This is a genomic window from Pseudomonas sp. JL3 (genome assembly GCF_031570575.1).
Lineage (GTDB): Bacteria > Pseudomonadota > Gammaproteobacteria > Pseudomonadales > Pseudomonadaceae > Aquipseudomonas > Aquipseudomonas cucumis.
Genome location: NZ_JAKWJK010000004.1, coordinates 207057 through 225594 on the forward strand (window position 1 = coordinate 207057; position 18538 = coordinate 225594).

Here is an 18538-nt window from a genome sequence, read left to right on the forward strand (position 1 = left end):
AAACAGCCCCGGGCACTTAGCTCGGTCGATAAACGCGCACATTGGCATGCCCCTCACTGAGCAAATGGTGGGCATGCAGGCGACTCATCACGCCTTTGTCGCAATACAACAGGTACTGGCGAGTAGGGTCCAGTTCCTTGAAACGAGCGTTCAATGCATAAAACGGCATCGTCTGCACCTCAATGCCAGCAAGTTCCAGCGGCTCGTCTTCAGCGGCATCCGGGTGACGGATGTCGATGATGATCTGGCCCGCCAGTGCTTCGCTGACTTCTTCGATCTGCAAATCCTGGCCCAATTCGTAGATTACGCGATCGATCGGCACCAGTTTGGCGTTCTCGAGCGCACGCTCAAGGACCGCCATGTCGAATTCTTTCTCTTCATGCTCCACGCGTGGACGCTTGGCGTGGGTCTTTGGGTTCACCGAGATGACCCCGCAGTATTCCGGCATGTGCTTGGCGAAGTCGGCAGTGCCGATTTCGTTGGCCAGGTCGATGATGTCCTGCTTGTGACTGGCGATCAGTGGACGCAAGACCAGCTTGTCGGTCACGCAGTCGATCACGGACAGGTTCGGTAACGTCTGGCTCGACACCTGGGAAATCGCTTCGCCGGTGACCAGCGCTTCGATCTCCAGCCGATCGGCAATACGGGAAGCAGCGCGCAACATCATACGCTTCAAAACTACACCCATATGACTGTTATCGACTTTCCCGAGAATTTCTCCCAGTACTTCCTCGAACGGCACACTGACAAATAACACGCGTTGGGAGCTGCCGTACTTCTTCCAGATGAAGTGCGCGACTTCCATGACGCCCAGTTCGTGGGCACGTCCGCCCAGATTGAAGAAGCAGAAATGACTCATCAGCCCGCGGCGCATGATCTGGTAGGCGGCAACGGTGGAATCGAAGCCACCAGACATCAGTACAAGCGTCTGTTCCAGGGCACCCAGCGGATAACCGCCGATGCTGTTGTGCTGGCTGTGGATCACGAACAACCGTTTGTCGCGAATTTCGATGCGAACTTCGATTTCCGGCTCTTTGAGGGAGATTCCGGCGGCGCCGCACTGACGACGCAACTGGCTGCCGACGTATTTCTCGACGTCCATGGAGCTGAATTCGTGCTTGCCGGCACGCTTGCAGCGCACCGAAAAGATCTTCCCGGCCAGGGCTTCACCAAAATGCTGTTTGCACTTGGCGACGATGTCGTCGAAGTCGCCCAACGGGTATTCATCGACCTGCAGGAAATGCGCGATACCCGGCATGCAGCTCAGGCGCTCGGTCATCTCCTTCAGGGCTTTTGGCTCGCTGACGCGGGTTTCCAGCTCGAGATTGTCCCACACACCGTTCACCACCACAGCCGGGTCCAGGTCGCGGAGCACGGTACGGATGTTTTTGGCCAACTGGCGGATGAAACGCATCCGTACCGGGCGGCTCTTGATGGTGATCTCGGGGAAGACTTTTACGATTAGTTTCATGAAAACAGCGCGCGCTGGGCCAGCCGAAAAAGGGGGGCGCGGATTATAGCGGAAATTGCTCAAGGTTTAACCAGTTAATGTGCAGAAGGTTTTGCGCGCACCAAAACAGGTCATTTATGGATTTCGACGCTACATTACAGGGCGATGTTTTGCGCTTTTCGAGGCATTGCACCTTTATAAGCGTGATATTGGGGCAAAAAACCCATGGTGGGGCACTGGCATGCAATTTGCTCCCTTGTGAGGCAGGTTGCCTTGGCAGAGTATTCGCGCCGGCATCACCCACATTCTAAGGGCATCCACTACTAAGCCCGAAGCCACCCGGAGGACACTATGTCGAAGTCGGTTCAACTCATCAAAGATCATGACGTCAAGTGGATTGATCTGCGCTTCACGGACACCAAAGGCACTCAGCACCACGTGACCATGCCGGCTCGCGATGCGCTGGATGAAGCTTTCTTCGAAGAAGGCAAAATGTTCGACGGTTCCTCCATCGCTGGCTGGAAAGGCATCGAAGCTTCCGACATGATCCTGATGCCGGACGACAGCACTGCCGTTCTCGACCCGTTCACCGAAGAGCCGACCCTGATCCTGGTTTGCGACGTGATCGAGCCTTCGACCATGCAAGGCTACGACCGTGACCCACGTGCGATCGCCAAGCGTGCCGAGGAATACCTGAAATCGACCGGTATCGGCGACACCGTATTCGTGGGTCCAGAGCCTGAATTCTTCATCTTCGACGAAGTGAAGTTCAAGTCCGACATCTCCGGTTCCATGTTCAAAATCCACTCTGAACAAGGTTCGTGGATGTCCGACCAGGACGTGGAAGGCGGCAACAAAGGCCACCGTCCAGGCATCAAAGGTGGCTACTTCCCTGTTCCACCGTTCGACCACGACCACGAAATCCGTACCTCCATGTGCAACGCCATGGAAGAAATGGGCCTGGTCATCGAAGTTCACCACCACGAAGTGGCGACTGCCGGCCAGAACGAAATCGGCGTGAAGTTCAACACCCTGGTTGCCAAGGCTGACGAAGTTCAAACCCTGAAGTACTGCGTACACAACGTTGCTGACGCATACGGCCGCACCGCGACCTTCATGCCTAAACCTCTGTACGGCGATAACGGTTCGGGTATGCACGTTCACCTGTCCATCGCCAAAGATGGCAAGAACACCTTCGCAGGCGAAGGCTATGCCGGTCTGTCCGACACCGCTCTGTACTTCATCGGCGGCATCATCAAGCACGGCAAGGCCCTGAACGGCTTCACCAACCCGTCGACCAACTCCTACAAGCGTCTGGTCCCAGGTTTCGAAGCTCCAGTGATGCTGGCTTACTCGGCTCGCAACCGTTCGGCTTCGATCCGCATTCCTTACGTGTCCAGCCCTCGCGCTCGCCGTATCGAAGCTCGCTTCCCGGATCCAGCAGCCAACCCGTACCTGGGCTTCGCTGCACTGTTGATGGCTGGCCTGGACGGCATCCAGAACAAGATCCACCCTGGCGACGCTGCTGACAAAAACCTGTACGACCTGCCGCCTGAAGAGGCGAAAGAGATCCCACAAGTTTGCGGCAGCCTGAAAGAAGCCCTGGAAGAGCTGGACAAAGGTCGTGCGTTCCTGACCAAAGGCGGCGTTTTCAGCGACGACTTCATCGACGCTTACATCGCTCTGAAAAGCGAAGAAGAAATCAAGGTTCGTACCTTCGTACACCCACTGGAATATGAGCTGTACTACAGCTGCTGATCCAGTAGCGCCTGCGCAAGCGGCGTGACAAAAAAGAGGCCTCCTTCGGGAGGCCTTTTTTATGGGCGACCGTCTGTCATCGGATGCCCGGTTGCGTGCATCATGGCCTTTATCCGATAAAGCCGAGATGCCCCATGCGCCTACGCCCATGCCTTGCCCTGCTCACCGCCCTGCTGACCAACAGCGCTTTTGCCAGCCCGGCACCTGCCGCCCTCGCCCCACTGCTTGGCACCATTGAAGAACGCCTGGCGATTGCCGATCAGGTTGCGCTGAGCAAATGGGACAGCGGCAAACCGGTCGAAGACCGTCAGCGCGAGCGCGAAGTCATTGACGGCGCCGTCGCCTTGGCACCTACCTATAAATTGAGCAACGAAGCCGTCGAACAGTTTTTCTCGGCGCAAATCGAGGCCAACAAACTGGTGCAATACGCGCACCTGTCTGACTGGCATGCCCAAGGCAAGGCGCCCAACGACCCTCGCCCCGATCTCGTCGGGCAGATCCGCCCACAACTTGATCAGTTACAAAAACGCCTGCTGCAACAACTGGCCGATTTCAGCCCTTATCGCAACGACCCGCAGTGCCCGTCCTGGCTGGCCAAGGCCAATAAAACCGGCACCCAAGCGCCATTGCGCGAGCTTGCCCAGGTACGCGCCACCGCTGAGTTGTGCAGCGCCAGCCGCTGAGCCGACGTGCCGATGTGCGCTGAAGTGCTCTATGCTCAGCGCTTAGTCGCCATGAACGGAACAGGGCCGGACACTTGCCCAACGGCCAATGGAAGCCTGCAATGCGCTCATTGTTGTTATGCCTGCTTGCGCTGATCGCCCTGCCCGCCGCCGCGCAGATCTACAAATACACCGACGCCAACGGCAACACCGCCTACAGCAATCAACCGCCCGATGGCGTAAAGGCTCAGCCCGTGGAGTTGCCACCGCTCAACAGCGTCGAGCTTCAACCCCCGAGCGAGCCTGTAGCGCCTGCGCAAGCCAGTAGCCGCGAACAGCCCGGCAGCGCCTATCAGGTGCTGGAGCTGACCGGCTTGCCCACCGAAGAAGCCCTGCGCGCCAATAACGGCACGTTCACTGTCGGTGTATTGATCCAACCGCGCCTGCAAGGCTCTCACCGATTGAGGCTGTTACTGGACGATCAACCCTACGGCCAACCGAGCAACGTCCCGACTCTGCAACTGGTGAACATCGACCGTGGCGAACACCGCCTCGCGGTTCAAGTGATCGATGGGCAAAACGTCGTGCAGCAGAGCCCCACTGTGACCTTCACCGTACAACGGGTGCATAAGCCTTGAGGTTCTGGCTGTTGGTCGCCTGCCTGATCAGCCTGCCGGCATTGGCCGAGGTCTTTACTTACATCGACGCCCAGGGCAATCGGGTCTTCACCGATCAGCCGGGTACCCGCAACGCCAAGCGTGTACCACTGGCGACCAGCAATCGAATGTCGGCCAACCCGAGCGGCGCCGCGCCCATGACGGACGCGAAGAACCGGATCAAACCACTGTTTCATTACGACATGCTTCGTGTGCTGGTGCCGGACCCGGATGCCACGATCCGTAGCACTGCCGGTGAATTGATCGTCAGCGTTACCAGCGAACCCGGCCTGCAACAGGGCCATCGCTATCGTCTGCTGCTGGATGGCCAACCCACCGCCGAACCCGGCCCGAGCCCGGTGTTCGCCCTGAGCAACATCGACCGCGGCAGCCACAATCTGTCGGTGGAGATCCTCGACGAACAGGGCCGTACCGTCGAACGCACGGCCAATCAACCCTTCCATATGCTGCGCATTTCCCTCGCGCAGAAACGCCAGGTCAAACCCTGCGCCCTAACCGACTACGGCCAACGGCCGGAATGCCCTCTCAAAGACAAACCCGAAGAAGAAAAAAGCTTCTTCTGGCGCTGATGCCAGTCGGGCAAAGCCGCGACGCACTCTTTGTAGCAGCTGCCGAGCCCGCGAGGCAGCTGCTACGACTGACATTGCCTTCCTGTGCTTCTTTTACTTCGTTCAGCTTTGCGCACTATATTGGTGCAATAGAGTGCACAGTACTCACATCACAACCCATTTTGGTTCAAAAGTACCCGCGAAAGCTGGCAGAACGCCACGCAAATGAGCGTCAAACGTCTGTTTCAGGCTCTAAACGCTTCTTTTCGGAGCCTTGGTTTGGTTTTTGCATTTTCCCCGTATCGGCGCGTTATTCATGCGCATGCCCTGCTCCAAAAGAGGTCCTGATGACCATTAGCGACGCACTACACCGCTTGCTACTCGACAACCTGACCACCGCAACCATTCTGCTCGACGCCGAACTGCGCCTTGAGTACATGAACCCGGCGGCGGAGATGCTGCTGGCCATCAGCGGCCAGCGTAGCCATGGGCAGTTCATCAGTGAGTTGTTCACCGAATCCACCGAGGCGCTGAACTCCCTGCGCCAGGCAGTCGAGCAGGCGCACCCCTTCACCAAGCGCGAAGCGATGCTCACCGCCCTCACCGGCCAGACCCTGACCGTCGACTACGCCGTGACACCGATCCTGAGCAATGGCGAAACGCTGCTGTTGCTGGAGGTTCACCCGCGTGACCGCTTGCTGCGGATCACCAAGGAAGAGGCGCAGTTGTCGAAGCAGGAAACCAGCAAGATGCTGGTACGCGGCCTCGCCCACGAAATCAAAAACCCTCTCGGAGGGATTCGCGGTGCGGCTCAGTTGCTCGCCCGTGAATTGCCGGAAGAAAACCTGCGCGATTACACCAACGTCATCATTGAAGAAGCCGATCGCCTGCGCAATCTGGTGGATCGCATGCTCGGCTCCAACAAATTGCCGTCATTGGCCATGTGCAACGTCCATGAAGTGCTGGAACGCGTGGGTCAGTTGGTGGAAGCCGAAAGTCAGGGCTGCATCACTTTGGTGCGCGACTACGACCCAAGCATTCCGGATGTCTTGATAGATCGCGAACAGATGATTCAGGCCGTCCTGAACATTGTGCGCAACGCGATGCAGGCCATCAGCAGCCAGAACGAACTGCGCCTTGGCCGCATCAGCTTGCGGACCCGCGCCATGCGCCAGTTCACCATCGGTCACGTGCGCCATCGCCTGGTGACCAAAATCGAAATCATCGACAACGGCCCGGGGATCCCCGCCGAGCTGCAGGAAACCATCTTCTTCCCCATGGTCAGCGGCCGCCCGGACGGTACCGGGCTCGGCCTGGCCATTACCCAGAACATCATCAGCCAGCACCAGGGCCTGATCGAATGTGACAGCCATCCAGGCCACACCACGTTCTCGATCTTTCTGCCACTGGAACAAGGAGCCACATCGACATGAGCCGTAGTGAAACCGTGTGGATCGTCGATGACGACCGTTCTATCCGTTGGGTCCTGGAAAAAGCCTTGCAGCAGGAAGGCATGACCACGCAAAGCTTCGACAGCGCCGATGGCGTGATGAGCCGCCTGGCGCGCCAGCAGCCGGACGTGATCATCTCCGACATCCGCATGCCGGGTGCCAGCGGTCTGGACCTTCTGGCGCGGATTCGCGAACAGCACCCACGGCTGCCAGTGATCATCATGACCGCTCACTCCGATCTGGACAGCGCTGTCGCGTCCTATCAGGGCGGCGCATTTGAATATCTGCCCAAGCCGTTCGACGTCGACGAAGCGGTGTCGCTGGTCAAGCGCGCCAATCAGCACGCTCAAGAACAGCAAGGCCTGGAAGTCCCGGTCGCCCTGACCCGTACGCCAGAAATCATCGGCGAAGCACCGGCGATGCAGGAAGTGTTTCGCGCCATCGGGCGCTTGAGCCACTCCAATATCACTGTGCTGATCAATGGCGAATCCGGTACCGGTAAAGAACTGGTGGCCCACGCCCTGCACCGTCACAGCCCACGAGCGGCCTCGCCGTTCATTGCGCTGAACATGGCGGCGATCCCCAAGGACCTGATGGAATCCGAGCTGTTCGGCCATGAAAAAGGTGCGTTCACTGGCGCAGCTAACCTGCGTCGCGGGCGTTTTGAGCAGGCTGACGGCGGCACGCTGTTCCTCGATGAAATCGGCGACATGCCGGCGGATACCCAGACTCGCTTGCTGCGGGTATTGGCGGACGGTGAGTTCTACCGCGTCGGCGGTCATGTACCGGTGAAGGTCGATGTGCGAATCATCGCCGCGACTCACCAGAACCTGGAAACCCTGGTGCATGCCGGAAAATTCCGTGAGGACTTGTTCCACCGCCTCAACGTGATCCGCATCCACATTCCACGGCTGTCGGACCGTCGCGAAGACATCCCGACCCTGGCCAAGCACTTCCTTAGCCGCGCCGCGCAAGAACTGGCGGTGGAACCGAAGCTGCTGAAAAGCGAAACCGAGGAATACCTGAAGAATCTGCCGTGGCCAGGCAACGTGCGCCAGCTGGAAAACACCTGCCGCTGGATCACTGTGATGGCTTCGGGTCGCGAAGTGCACATCAGCGATCTGCCGCCAGAGCTGCTGAGCCTGCCGCAGGACTCGGCGCCGGTGACTAACTGGGAGCAAGCGTTGCGTCAGTGGGCTGATCAGGCGCTGGCTCGCGGTCAGTCGAGCCTGCTCGACAGCGCCGTGCCGGCTTTCGAGCGGATCATGATCGAAACCGCCCTCAAACACACCGCCGGCCGCCGCCGCGATGCTGCCGTTTTGCTGGGTTGGGGCCGTAATACCCTGACGCGCAAGATCAAGGAATTGGGGATGAAGGTTGATGGTGGGGATGATGATGAGGGGGAAGAGAGCTAGGTTCGACTTGATCATTCCCACGCTCCCGCGTGGGAATGCCTCAATGGACGCTCCGCGTCCGCTTCGGCAGGGACGCGGAGCGCCCCGGGCTGCATTCCCACGCAGAGCGTGGGAACGATCAACTAGACCCTCTGTGCACCGCCGCAATGCACCGTGAACCGCAATCGCGCACGGCAACAGATCCGAAATCCCGCCGGCGTTCGCAATCGAACCCCTATCGAAAAAACACGAAAGCCCCGGAATACGGGGCTTTCGACGTTTCAGCGCGACATTTTGTATCACCTTGTTAAAACCTGGCACGCCCCCTGCAATAGTCCAATCAGTGATTCGATTCACTACCCAGTTTCGGGGACCTTGGTACAGGCAGGCCGGGGATTCCCCTCTTTACACCGGGCTCATACCGCAACTGCGACGAGTCCATCCCGTTTTGGGGTCCTTGGTACAGGCAGGCCGGGGATTCCCTCTTTACACCGGGCTCACGCCGCAATGCGCGAGCCCTCCCGTTTTGGGAACCTTGGTACAGGCAGGCCGGGGATTCCCTCTTTTATTGCTCTCGGAGATGGATCTCCAGCCGCCAGCGGTCATCGACCTCGCTACCGGCCCACTCGCCCTGCAGCGGCCGGGCCGCCACCACCGTCAGCAACAATCCCCCATCACTCAACCGCGTTCGCCAGTTCACGTCCTTGCCATTGAGTTTGAGCTGACCTTTCTGCGCCTTGCCTTCAGCCTCGAACAACAGCGCCACGCTGCCATCGACGAGCTCGCCGTGGGTTTTGGGTTCGTTGTTGAACCACACCACCAGCCCATCGTTCGTCACCTCGACCTGCTGCAAAACGCTGGGGTCGGGCGCGGTCAGGCGACCGATCATCAGGCCCACCATCACCCCGACAATCGCCAGCGAAGCCATCACTCGCGGGAATAGTTTCGAACGAGGGTCCTTTGGCGGCGTAGAATGCCCGTCATCTTTACCTTCGGAGCCGTGCATGTTTCACGTCATCCTTTTCCAACCAGAAATTCCGCCGAATACCGGCAACGTTATCAGGCTGTGCGCCAACAGTGGCTGCCACCTGCATTTGATCGAACCGCTGGGCTTCGAGATGGACGACAAGCGTCTGCGCCGGGCCGGCCTCGATTACCACGAGTATGCCACCCTGCAACGCCACGCAGACCTCGCCAGCTGTCTGGAAAGCCTCGGTCATCCACGGTTGTTCGCCTTTACCACCAAAGGCTCGCGGCCATTTCACGACGCCAGCTTCGCCGAGGGCGATGCCTTCCTGTTCGGCCCGGAAAGCCGTGGCTTGCCGGCCGAGGTGCTCGACGCCCTGCCCAGCGAACAACGTCTGCGTTTGCCGATGCGTGAAGGCTGCCGCAGCCTGAACCTGTCCAACACCGTGGCCGTCGCCGTGTATGAAGGCTGGCGCCAGCTTGGGTTCAAGTAACCCTGCGACTGATCATTCCCACGCTCCGCGTGGGAATGCAGCCCGTGACTAGAGGCATTCCCACGCAGAGCGTGGAAACGATCATCTCCCGCCCAAGAAAAAAGCGCCTGTTATGGCGCTTTTTTCGTTACTGCATCGAACGCTTATTGAACGGTCGGAGTCTCGCCAGCCGCCTGCATGCGTTGCAGCTCTTGTGCGTACAGTGCGTCGAAGTTCACCGGGGCCAGCATCAGGGCCGGGAACGAACCGCGGGTCACCAGGCTGTCCAGGGTTTCGCGAGCGTACGGGAACAGGATGTTCGGGCAGAACGCGCCCAGGGTGTGGCTCATCGAAGCATCGTCCAGGTTCTTGATCAGGAAGATCCCGGCCTGTTGCACTTCAGCAATGAACGCCACTTCTTCACCGTTTTTCACGGTAACCGACAGGGTCAGCACGACTTCGTGGAAGTCGCCTTCCAGAGCCTTCTGACGGGTGTTCAGATCCAGACCAACGCTTGGCTCCCACTGCTGGCGGAAGATCGCCGGGCTTTTCGGGGCCTCGAAGGACAAGTCACGTACGTAGATGCGCTGCAAGGAGAATTGCGGTGCGGTTTCTTCTTCGCTAGCTGCAGTGTTCTGTTGGTCAGTCATCTCAGATCCTTTCTGATCTCGGGTCTTGTAGGGTTGGCTATTTCAAGTAAGGCAGTCAGGCCTTGAGCATGGCGTCGAGCTTACCGGCGCGCTCCAGGGCAAACAAATCATCACAGCCGCCAACGTGGGTGCTGCCGATCCAGATCTGCGGCACGGACGTTCGTCCGGCCTTCTGGGCCATCGCGGCACGCACCTGCGGCTTGCCATCGACCTTGATCTCTTCGAAGGCTACGCCTTTGTTCTCGAGCAAGTACTTGGCTCGCGAGCAATAAGGGCAGTAATCGCTGGAATAGACGACGACGTTGTTCATATCACTTCACCAGCGGCAGATTGTCGGCTTTCCAGCTGGAAATACCGCCGGACAGCTTGGCGGCGGTGAAGCCGGCTTTCATCAGTTCCCGGGCATGAGTGCCGGCAGTCTGGCCCATGGCATCGACCAGGATAATGGTCTTGGCCTTGTGTTTTTCCAGTTCGCCGACGCGAGCGGTCAGTTTGTCGTGGGGAATGTTCAACGCACCAACAATGTGACCAGCGGTGAAATCCTTGATCGGACGGATGTCGATCACCACGCCTGCGTCCTTGTTGACCAGCCCGGTCAGTTCACCGGTGCTCAGGCTGCGGCCGCCGCCCTGCATCTGATAAGCGATCAGCAACGCCAGCAGTACGACGAAGATACCGACGAGCAAATAGTGGTTAGTGGCAAATTCAATCAGGTGAGCAACCATCGAAGGAGGTTCCAGGGCGTTAAAATGTCGGCCAGTATACACAGCCACTATGGTGGGCCAAACCCCGTCCGGCGGTGACGCGGTTGGAACTTCGCTTTAAACTGCCACTCCCTTTTCCATCGCCCTCTTTATAACTCAGCCACGAGTGGAATCTATGACTACGACGCCTAAACCTTTGGTCCTGATGATTCTCGACGGCTTCGGTCACAGTGACAGCCAGGAATCCAACGCCATCTATGCGGCGAAGAAGCCCGTACTGGACCGCTTGTGGGCCACCGTGCCGAACGGTCTGATCTCGGGCAGCGGCATGGACGTCGGCTTGCCGGACGGCCAGATGGGCAACTCTGAAGTTGGTCACATGAACCTTGGCGCCGGCCGCGTGGTGTACCAGGACTTCACGCGTGTGACCAAAGCAATCCGCGACGGCGAGTTCTTCGAGAACCCGACCATCTGCGCCGCGGTGGATAAAGCCGTTGCTGCCGGCAAAGCCGTGCACTTCATGGGGCTGCTGTCCGATGGCGGCGTTCACAGCCACCAGGATCACTTGGTCGCCATGGCTGAACTGGCCTACAAGCGCGGCGCCGAGAAAATTTACCTGCACGCCTTCCTTGATGGCCGTGATACGCCACCGAAAAGCGCCCAGTCGTCGATCGAGTTGCTGGACGCGACCTTCGAAGCCCTCGGCAAAGGCCGGATCGCCAGCATCATTGGCCGTTACTACGCCATGGACCGCGACAACCGTTGGGATCGCGTGTCCCAGGCCTACAACCTGATTGTCGATGGCGCCAGCGAATTCAACGCCGCCACCGCCCAGGAAGGCCTGCAAGCCGCTTATGAGCGTGGCGAGAGTGATGAATTCGTCAAGGCCACTTCGATTGGTGAGCCGGTCAAGGTCGAAGACGGCGACGCCGTGGTGTTCATGAACTTCCGCGCCGACCGCGCTCGCGAGCTGACCCGCGTGTTCGTCGAAGACGATTTCAAGGAATTCGAACGCGCTCGCCAGCCAAAACTGGCCGGTTTCGTCATGCTGACCCAATACGCTGCCAGCATCCCCGCGCCGTCGGCCTTCGCCGCGAGCAGCCTGGACAACGTGCTGGGCGACTACCTGGCGAAAAACGGCAAGACGCAGCTGCGTATCGCCGAAACCGAGAAATACGCCCACGTGACGTTCTTCTTCTCTGGCGGTCGCGAAGAACCGTTCCCGGGCGAAGAACGCATCCTGATCCCGTCGCCAAAAGTCGCCACCTATGACTTGCAGCCCGAGATGAGTGCCCCGGAAGTCACCGACCGCATCGTCGACGCCATCGAAAACCAGCGTTACGACGTGATCGTCGTTAACTACGCCAACGGCGACATGGTCGGCCATAGCGGAGTGTTCGAGGCGGCGGTGAAAGCCGTGGAATGCCTGGACACCTGCGTCGGCCGTATCGTCGATGCCCTGGAAAAAGTCGGCGGCGAAGCCCTGATTACCGCCGACCACGGCAACGTCGAGCAAATGTCCGATGCATCCACCGGCCAGGCGCATACTGCGCATACCACCGAGCCGGTGCCGTTCATCTATGTCGGCAAGCGTGACTTCAAGGTCCGCGACGGCGGCGTGCTGGCTGACGTGGCACCGACCATGCTGATGTTGCTGGGGCTTGAGAAACCAGCCGAGATGACCGGGACTTCGATTCTGGTGTAATCCAACAGTCAAACGCAGCAAAAACCTGTGGGAGCCAGCCTGCTCGCGATAGCAATCTGACAGCCAACATCTTTGTTGAATGTACTGATGCCATCGCGAGCAGGCTCGCTCCCACATTGGTTTTCGGTGTTTTTCTGTCCAGTTATCACACAACCCCAATTGGGCATTTTTTTTGCTGCGCTTGGCGGGCATACTAGGCCGTCCCTTTCCCTGGTGTCGCCCGCCTCTATGCTTCGCGTCCTGATAGCCCTTGCCCTGACTTGCCTGCTTCAACCGGCCTTTGCCGACGAGCGCACGCAAACCCAACAACAGTTGGACGCCACGCGTCAGGACATTGCCGAGCTGAAGAAACTGCTGGGTAAACTCCAGGAAGAAAAATCCGGAGTGCAGAAAGACCTCAAAGGCACCGAAACCGAGATGGGCAAGCTCGAAAAGCAGGTTGAAGCCCTGCAAAAAGAGCTGAAGAAAAGCGAATCCGAGCTGCAGCGACTCGATGCCGAGAAAAAAAAACTCCAGAGCGCGCGCATTGAACAGCAACGACTGATCGCCATCCAGGCCCGAGCGGCCTATCAGAATGGCCGCCAGGAGTACCTCAAGCTGCTGCTCAACCAGCAGAACCCGGAAAAATTCGCCCGCACCCTTACCTATTACGACTACCTGAGCCAGGCCCGCCTGGAGCAGCTGAAGAATTTCAACGAAACCCTGCGCCAACTGGCCAATGTCGAAAAAGACATCGGCCTGCAGCAGGCGCAATTGCTGGTGCAGAAAAGCAGCCTCGACACCCAGCGCGACGAACTCGACAAGGTCCGCAAGGAGCGTCAGCAAGTCCTGGCCAAGCTGAATGACGACGTGAAGGCTCGCGATCAGAAACTGGCGGCGCGCGAGCAGGATCAGGCGGACCTGTCTAAAGTCCTTAAAACCATCGAAGAAACCCTGGCCCGTCAGGCCCGAGAGGCAGAAGAGGCGCGGCAAAAAGCGCTGATCGCCCAGCAGGAAGCCGAAAAAAAGCGTTTACGTGAGGCTCAGGCTGCAGCAGATGCAGAGACAACCGACGCCCCACGCAAACCCGCTAAATCGACACCCGGCGCACTGGTTTCAAGTTCAGGCGAAACCTTTGGCGGCCCCTTTGCTTCCACCCGCGGCAAACTTCCATGGCCGGTTGATGGTCGACTGCTGGCGCGCTTCGGTGAAAGCCGTGGCGACGATGCCCGCACCAAATGGGACGGCGTGATGATCAGCGCCTCCGCCGGCAGCCAGGTGCATGCCGTTCACGGCGGCCGCGTGGTGTTTGCCGATTGGTTGCGAGGCGCCGGGTTGCTGGTGATCCTCGACCACGGCAACGGTTTTTTGAGTCTTTACGGTCACAACCAGACGCTGCTCAAGTCTGCGGGTGACGTGGTAAAAGCCGGTGAGTCCATCTCCACTGTCGGCAACAGTGGCGGGCAGGACACACCAGCGCTGTATTTCGCTATTCGTCAGCAGGGTCACCCGAGTGATCCGGCGCAATGGTGCCGCGCGCAAGGATAGGCGTTGAGTCACCTACATTAGGAGTTCGTTCGACATGCTGTATTTGTCCCGCCTTACCTCGCTGGCCCTGACGATTGCCCTGGTGATCGGCGCGCCGTTGGCGTTTGCCGCTCAACCGGCCCCGGCGGTCGCACCTGCAGGCACTGCTGCGACCACCAAGGCGCCATTGCCGCTGGACGAGTTGCGCACCTTTGCCGAAGTCATGGACCGGATCAAGGCAGCCTATGTAGAACCGGTCGACGACAAGACCCTGCTGGAAAACGCCATCAAAGGCATGCTCAGCAACCTCGACCCGCACTCCGCGTACCTGGGCCCGGAAGACTTCGCCGAATTGCAGGAAAGCACCAGCGGCGAATTCGGTGGCCTGGGCATCGAAGTCGGCGCTGAAGACGGCTTCATCAAAGTGGTTTCGCCCATTGATGACACTCCGGCCTCCAAGGCAGGCATTCAGGCCGGCGACTTCATCGTCAAGATCAACGGCCAGCCGACTCGCGGCCAGAGCATGACCGAAGCCATCGACAAGATGCGCGGCAAGATCGGCCAGAAGATCACTCTGACCCTGGTGCGCGACGGCGGCGCGCCGTTCGACGTGACGCTGGTCCGCGCCATCATTCAAGTGAAGAGCGTGAAGAGCCAGCTACTGGAGTCCGGCTACGGCTACATCCGCATCACCCAGTTCCAGGTCAAGACCGGTGAAGAGGTCTCCAAGGCCCTCGCCAAGTTGCGCAAGGACAACGGCAAGAAGCTCAGCGGTATCGTCCTCGACCTGCGTAACAACCCGGGCGGCGTACTGCAATCGGCGGTGGAAGTGGTCGACCACTTCATCACCAAGGGCCTGATCGTCTACACCAAGGGCCGTATCGCCAACTCCGAATTGCGCTTCTCCGCCACCGGCAAGGACGAAAGTGAAGCCGTGCCAATGGTCGTGCTGATCAACGGCGGCAGCGCCTCGGCCTCGGAAATTGTTGCCGGGGCCCTGCAGGATCAGAAACGCGCAGTGGTCATGGGCACCACCAGTTTCGGCAAAGGCTCGGTCCAGACCGTGTTGCCGCTGAACAACGAACGCGCACTGAAAATCACCACGGCGCTGTACTACACGCCGAACGGCCGCTCGATTCAGGCGCAGGGCATCGTCCCGGACATCGAAGTGCGCAAGGCCAAAATCACCAACGAGCAGGACGGCGAATACTTCAAGGAAGCCGATCTGCAAGGCCACCTGGGCAATGGCAACGGCGGCGCCGACAAACCGACCGGCTCCGGCGGCAAAGCCAAGGCCATGCCGCAGGATGACGATTACCAATTGGCCCAGGCCCTGAGCCTACTCAAAGGACTGAGCATCACCCGCGGCCACTGAGATGCGCCTGCGGTTGCTCCTCGGCCTGCTGTGTTGTCTGGCGGGTGTCGCTCACGCGGCGCCTGCCACAACAGCGGCCACACCTCACAAGGCTTATCTGAGCCTGATCATCGATGACCTGGGGCAGAACCTGCCCCGGGACCGCCGTGTGCTGGCCCTGCCCGGCCCGGTCACCGCGGCAATCATGCCCGACACCCCCCACGCCACCGAATTCGCCCGCGAAGCCCATCGTGCCGGCAAGATCGTTATCCTGCACATGCCCATGGACCCTGCCACCGGGCCGTTTGCCTGGCATCCCGAGTTACCCATCGAAGAACTCGAGAAGCGCTTGAACGCGGCGTTCAAGGCTGTGCCGTATACCGCTGGCATCAACAACCACATGGGCAGCCGCATGACCGTTCAGCAACCAGCCATGGCCTGGCTGATGGCGAACTTGCAGCGTCGACACAAGTTCTTCGTCGACAGCCGCACCAGTGCGCAAACCGTGGCGGCCGCCGAAGCGCAGAAGATCGGGTTGGCGAGCGTTTCGCGGGATGTGTTCCTGGATGACGAGCCCACTGAAGCCGCGATCTTTACTCAGCTACAGACAGCTATCAGCTTGGCACGCAAGCAGGGTTCTGCGGTGATGATCGGGCATCCGTATTCACAGACGCTGACGGTACTTGAACGTGAATTGCCCAAGCTCAAGGCTCAGGGCATTGACTGGATCGATATCCAACAGATGATCAGCGTGCGCAGCAATCGGGCGATGGCTGGGCATGGGAAAGACGGCATTTACCGCACACCGCTCGCTAATTAACCAATTATTTACCGCGTCATCGCGTGCGCGATTGGAGTCCGCCATTGCGCTGCGGCCGACTATATAAATATGTACCACCTGCCCCTGCGAATAAATCATCACCCTAGCTCGATGCTATAAATCACACAGCAGACATTCGCGTCTGCCCCCCCTGCAACCACAAACATCTATCGCCAAGGATGGCAAATGAAATTCAAACATATCACTTTGATAATTAACCTGATCAGTCACTTCTTTTTGTTCGCCGAAGCCGCACAAACTGATATCGGAGACAACTTAAAAAACGGTTCCCCTGCCAAACCGTTAACAAACAGTGACAACCGGTATTCACGCTGGACTGGAATTGGCCTCTTGAATATGCCTAACGGTACTTGCACCGCAGCTCTTATTGACACCAGAGATTCCGGCTGGACGAATACTGCGCCCGCCTATGTAATCACTGCCGGCCATTGCGTACTAGCTGAATACGGTACTTCAAAGCTGAATCACAAGTTCAATGCAAACGTAACTTTCAATTATTTTCAGGACACGGTATCCAATCACAAAACATACAAAGTCCGCACGGCAATCTGGACAAGCATGCTAGGAACAGATCTAGCGGTACTCGAGCTTGAGAAGCCTCTGTCGGCATTATTGCAAGACCAGATCATGCCTCTCAAAATTTCACCCACGCCCCCCTTCTTCTCTCATGACGTGCTCAATGTCGGTGCACCCGGCACCTTCACCACCAAGACCTTACGCTTGAGTGCCTGTACCCAGGAAGTGTCCAGGACTATCTCTGGCATACCGCCCGCATTTCCCGGAGGGTTAGTGAACGAGTGCAAGGATTTGGATTACGGGAGCTCCGGTAGCCCAATGGTTGATCGGCGAACAAACCAAATAACGAGTATTGTTTCCGAACGCCATTACGGTTTTTCACCCGCGTTTTTATCAAGCTGTTTCATAAATGGAATATTCAGCAATGGCACTGCAACCTGCGACTTACAACAAATCAACGTGAACGTCGACTTCGAGAGCTTATTTCTAAGAACCAAACTTCGGCCTGAAATGGACTATTTGGGCAGTGAAACAATGCCAACATGGAATTTTTCATTCAATATCGATACTCCATATTACCGATACAAGGCTGTGCGAGACGCCCTCAATTGCGAGAAACCAGAAAACTATAGCGCCGCCATCAGCGCTACAAATGGCCATATTAACGATTCTGTAGGTCCCGAAACGCGCATGCATGTACTGTGCATAATAGGTGTACGCTCGAAAGAACAAAAATTGACAACTCTATTGCTGAAAAATACTTTCACCCACGCTGCCCATCTTGCAGAGCCTGCTCCTGAACCAGCGTTTGGCCATACTAAAAACTTTACATCGATGCAATGGGAAGGTGCATATCCTGATTTCAGCTCGCATTTTTTCTATTCAACGAGCATCGATAGCACGCCCTGTGCCGACGTCCGTGACGAACGGTACAAGAAAGCAGCGGAGTTCGAAATGCTGCCTCCAGACAGTCCTTTGAAAGTATGTAGCTACGCCAGCAATGAATCAGAGCTGCAACCCTCGGCAACGCGATTTGATTTGGTAACGCCCCCCACTAGAGCTCGATAAGACTTTCTATAGGGAACAAAATTTCACCAACCGGCGTATCAGAGATATCGTGCCATGATGTCGTCCACCACGCCTTCCTTGCGCAGTTGATCCAACGCCGCCTGAAGTCTGGCCACCACTTCATCTGGCACCTCCTTGTTCAGCGCCAGGTAAAGCTCGGCGCTGTTGAAACGCAGCACGGTTTTAAGTCCGACCACACCGTCCTGACGGGCCAGATAGCGTCCGGCCGGATCACCCGTTGCCCACAGGTCGATCTGGCCGCTGGCAAGCTTCTTCGCGTTATCTTGATCACGTAGCACGACAATGGGCTTGAGACCCTGTTTGGTCAGTGTCTCGGCGATCGCGTCGCCCTTGTACGCGCCGATCTTGAACTTGCGGGCGTCATCCAGCGTTTCAAGACTGATCTTGCTGTCAGCCTTGGCCAGCATGATCCAGTCATCCGGACCAATCGGACCGACCCATTTGAACAGCTTTTCGCGGTCCGGCAAACGCGCCATCACGAACACGCCATAACCCGGTTTCTCCAGAGCAAGCTTGTAGATGCGCTCCCACGGAAAACGCAGCGTCAGGCTGTAGGTCATGCCCGCGCGCTTGAACATCTCACGAATGATGTCCACGGCGATGCCGTTGATGTTCTCGTCCTGAGCGAAATTTTTGCCGTTCTTCGCCATGTTGTATGGCGGGAAGTTTTCAGTCAGCAGCACCAGGTTGGTGGCGGGACTTTCTTCGGCGCGGGCTCCGTTGATAAACAACAAAGAGGCGCTGGCGAGGACAAGCAGAAGACGTTTAAGCATGTCGGGCTACCGGAATCCATG

18 protein-coding genes are annotated in these 18538 nt (G+C 58.2%); 12 read left to right on the forward strand and 6 right to left on the reverse strand.

The window, feature by feature from the left end; all coding sequences use genetic code 11:
- Positions 1-16: 16 nt before the first annotated feature.
- Positions 17-1471: a tRNA uracil 4-sulfurtransferase ThiI gene (gene thiI, locus MMG91_RS10125; protein ID WP_310659495.1), complete on the reverse strand. Its 1455-nt coding sequence runs from the start codon at positions 1469-1471 to the stop codon at positions 17-19.
- Positions 1472-1801: 330 nt separating this feature from the next.
- On the opposite strand from thiI, the gene glnA reads away from it, so the two are divergent.
- From glnA to ntrC, 6 genes are all read left to right on the forward strand, one after another.
- Positions 1802-3208, forward strand: coding sequence for a glutamate--ammonia ligase (glnA, locus tag MMG91_RS10130; protein ID WP_310659496.1), 1407 nt, complete (start codon positions 1802-1804; stop codon positions 3206-3208).
- Between the two features lie 134 nt (positions 3209-3342).
- The gene (locus tag MMG91_RS10135) at positions 3343-3891 is read left to right on the forward strand and encodes a chorismate mutase (RefSeq protein WP_310659497.1); all 549 of its coding nucleotides are present in this window, start codon (positions 3343-3345) and stop codon (positions 3889-3891) included.
- A 101-nt stretch (positions 3892-3992) separates the two neighbouring features.
- Complete coding sequence (locus MMG91_RS10140) at positions 3993-4508, forward strand: DUF4124 domain-containing protein (RefSeq protein ID WP_310659498.1); 516 nt, start codon at positions 3993-3995, stop codon at positions 4506-4508.
- Positions 4505-5116 carry a DUF4124 domain-containing protein gene (locus MMG91_RS10145; protein WP_310659499.1) on the forward strand — a complete coding sequence of 204 codons (612 nt, stop codon included), beginning with the start codon at positions 4505-4507 and terminating at the stop codon, positions 5114-5116. Before MMG91_RS10140 ends, MMG91_RS10145 begins: the two co-directional genes overlap by 4 nt.
- Before the next feature lie 326 nt (positions 5117-5442).
- Complete coding sequence (gene glnL / locus MMG91_RS10150; protein ID WP_310659500.1) at positions 5443-6528, forward strand: nitrogen regulation protein NR(II); 1086 nt, start codon at positions 5443-5445, stop codon at positions 6526-6528.
- Positions 6525-7961 (forward strand): nitrogen regulation protein NR(I), encoded by a 1437-nt coding sequence (ntrC, locus tag MMG91_RS10155; RefSeq protein WP_305447832.1) that lies wholly within the window; start codon positions 6525-6527, stop codon positions 7959-7961. Before glnL ends, ntrC begins: the two co-directional genes overlap by 4 nt.
- Before the next feature lie 544 nt (positions 7962-8505).
- Here the strand turns inward: ntrC and MMG91_RS10160 are convergent.
- A complete protein-coding gene (locus MMG91_RS10160) occupies positions 8506-8946 on the reverse strand; it encodes a hypothetical protein (protein WP_310659501.1) in 441 nt (146 codons plus the stop codon).
- On the opposite strand from MMG91_RS10160, the gene MMG91_RS10165 reads away from it, so the two are divergent.
- Positions 8945-9400: a tRNA (cytidine(34)-2'-O)-methyltransferase gene (locus MMG91_RS10165; protein WP_008068783.1), complete on the forward strand. Its 456-nt coding sequence runs from the start codon at positions 8945-8947 to the stop codon at positions 9398-9400. The two genes, MMG91_RS10160 and MMG91_RS10165, sit on opposite strands and share 2 nt — an antisense overlap.
- Positions 9401-9543: 143 nt before the next feature.
- On the opposite strand, the gene secB is transcribed toward MMG91_RS10165, so the two are convergent.
- The 3 genes from secB to MMG91_RS10180 are packed head-to-tail and all read right to left on the reverse strand — an operon-like array spanning position 9544 to position 10754.
- Positions 9544-10029 carry a protein-export chaperone SecB gene (secB, locus tag MMG91_RS10170; RefSeq protein ID WP_007897410.1) on the reverse strand — a complete coding sequence of 162 codons (486 nt, stop codon included), beginning with the start codon at positions 10027-10029 and terminating at the stop codon, positions 9544-9546.
- 55 nt (positions 10030-10084) lie between these two features.
- Complete coding sequence (gene grxC / locus MMG91_RS10175) at positions 10085-10339, reverse strand: glutaredoxin 3 (RefSeq protein ID WP_007939440.1); 255 nt, start codon at positions 10337-10339, stop codon at positions 10085-10087.
- A gap of 1 nt (position 10340) precedes the next feature.
- Entirely contained in the window at positions 10341-10754 is a 414-nt protein-coding gene (locus tag MMG91_RS10180) for a rhodanese-like domain-containing protein (protein WP_123361124.1), read from the reverse strand.
- A gap of 154 nt (positions 10755-10908) precedes the next feature.
- On the opposite strand from MMG91_RS10180, the gene gpmI reads away from it, so the two are divergent.
- The 5 genes from gpmI to MMG91_RS10205 all read left to right on the forward strand — a co-directional run bounded on the left by gpmI (position 10909) and on the right by MMG91_RS10205 (position 17723).
- The gene (gpmI, locus tag MMG91_RS10185) at positions 10909-12438 is read left to right on the forward strand and encodes a 2,3-bisphosphoglycerate-independent phosphoglycerate mutase (protein WP_310659502.1); all 1530 of its coding nucleotides are present in this window, start codon (positions 10909-10911) and stop codon (positions 12436-12438) included.
- A 228-nt stretch (positions 12439-12666) separates the two neighbouring features.
- The gene (locus MMG91_RS10190) at positions 12667-13965 is read left to right on the forward strand and encodes a murein hydrolase activator EnvC (RefSeq protein WP_310659503.1); all 1299 of its coding nucleotides are present in this window, start codon (positions 12667-12669) and stop codon (positions 13963-13965) included.
- A 34-nt stretch (positions 13966-13999) separates the two neighbouring features.
- On the forward strand, positions 14000-15319 hold the full coding sequence (locus tag MMG91_RS10195) for a S41 family peptidase (RefSeq protein WP_310659504.1): 1320 nt from the start codon (positions 14000-14002) through the stop codon (positions 15317-15319).
- Position 15320: 1 nt separating this feature from the next.
- Positions 15321-16118 carry a divergent polysaccharide deacetylase family protein gene (locus tag MMG91_RS10200; protein WP_310659505.1) on the forward strand — a complete coding sequence of 266 codons (798 nt, stop codon included), beginning with the start codon at positions 15321-15323 and terminating at the stop codon, positions 16116-16118.
- 186 nt (positions 16119-16304) lie between these two features.
- Positions 16305-17723, forward strand: coding sequence for a trypsin-like serine protease (locus MMG91_RS10205; RefSeq protein WP_310659506.1), 1419 nt, complete (start codon positions 16305-16307; stop codon positions 17721-17723).
- A 38-nt stretch (positions 17724-17761) separates the two neighbouring features.
- On the opposite strand, the gene MMG91_RS10210 is transcribed toward MMG91_RS10205, so the two are convergent.
- On the reverse strand, positions 17762-18517 hold the full coding sequence (locus MMG91_RS10210) for an ABC transporter substrate-binding protein (protein WP_310659507.1): 756 nt from the start codon (positions 18515-18517) through the stop codon (positions 17762-17764).
- Between the last annotated feature and the right edge of the window lie 21 nt (positions 18518-18538).

Excerpts from the sequence above, each read along its gene's own strand:
- MMG91_RS10190 (WP_310659503.1), top strand. The coding sequence starts at position 12,667 with ATGCTTCGCGTCCTGATAGCCCTTGCCCTGACTTGCCTGCTTCAACCG.
- MMG91_RS10135 (WP_310659497.1), top strand. The coding sequence starts at position 3,343 with ATGCGCCTACGCCCATGCCTTGCCCTGCTCACCGCCCTGCTGACCAAC.
- secB (WP_007897410.1), bottom strand. The coding sequence starts at position 10,029 with ATGACTGACCAACAGAACACTGCAGCTAGCGAAGAAGAAACCGCACCG.
- MMG91_RS10205 (WP_310659506.1), top strand. The coding sequence starts at position 16,305 with ATGAAATTCAAACATATCACTTTGATAATTAACCTGATCAGTCACTTC.
- MMG91_RS10140 (WP_310659498.1), top strand. The coding sequence starts at position 3,993 with ATGCGCTCATTGTTGTTATGCCTGCTTGCGCTGATCGCCCTGCCCGCC.
- MMG91_RS10210 (WP_310659507.1), bottom strand. The coding sequence starts at position 18,517 with ATGCTTAAACGTCTTCTGCTTGTCCTCGCCAGCGCCTCTTTGTTGTTT.
- gpmI (WP_310659502.1), top strand. The coding sequence starts at position 10,909 with ATGACTACGACGCCTAAACCTTTGGTCCTGATGATTCTCGACGGCTTC.
- MMG91_RS10160 (WP_310659501.1), bottom strand. The coding sequence starts at position 8,946 with ATGCACGGCTCCGAAGGTAAAGATGACGGGCATTCTACGCCGCCAAAG.
- MMG91_RS10180 (WP_123361124.1), bottom strand. The coding sequence starts at position 10,754 with ATGGTTGCTCACCTGATTGAATTTGCCACTAACCACTATTTGCTCGTC.
- ntrC (WP_305447832.1), top strand. The coding sequence starts at position 6,525 with ATGAGCCGTAGTGAAACCGTGTGGATCGTCGATGACGACCGTTCTATC.
- glnL (WP_310659500.1), top strand. The coding sequence starts at position 5,443 with ATGACCATTAGCGACGCACTACACCGCTTGCTACTCGACAACCTGACC.
- MMG91_RS10195 (WP_310659504.1), top strand. The coding sequence starts at position 14,000 with ATGCTGTATTTGTCCCGCCTTACCTCGCTGGCCCTGACGATTGCCCTG.
- grxC (WP_007939440.1), bottom strand. The coding sequence starts at position 10,339 with ATGAACAACGTCGTCGTCTATTCCAGCGATTACTGCCCTTATTGCTCG.
- MMG91_RS10165 (WP_008068783.1), top strand. The coding sequence starts at position 8,945 with ATGTTTCACGTCATCCTTTTCCAACCAGAAATTCCGCCGAATACCGGC.
- glnA (WP_310659496.1), top strand. The coding sequence starts at position 1,802 with ATGTCGAAGTCGGTTCAACTCATCAAAGATCATGACGTCAAGTGGATT.
- MMG91_RS10200 (WP_310659505.1), top strand. The coding sequence starts at position 15,321 with ATGCGCCTGCGGTTGCTCCTCGGCCTGCTGTGTTGTCTGGCGGGTGTC.
- thiI (WP_310659495.1), bottom strand. The coding sequence starts at position 1,471 with ATGAAACTAATCGTAAAAGTCTTCCCCGAGATCACCATCAAGAGCCGC.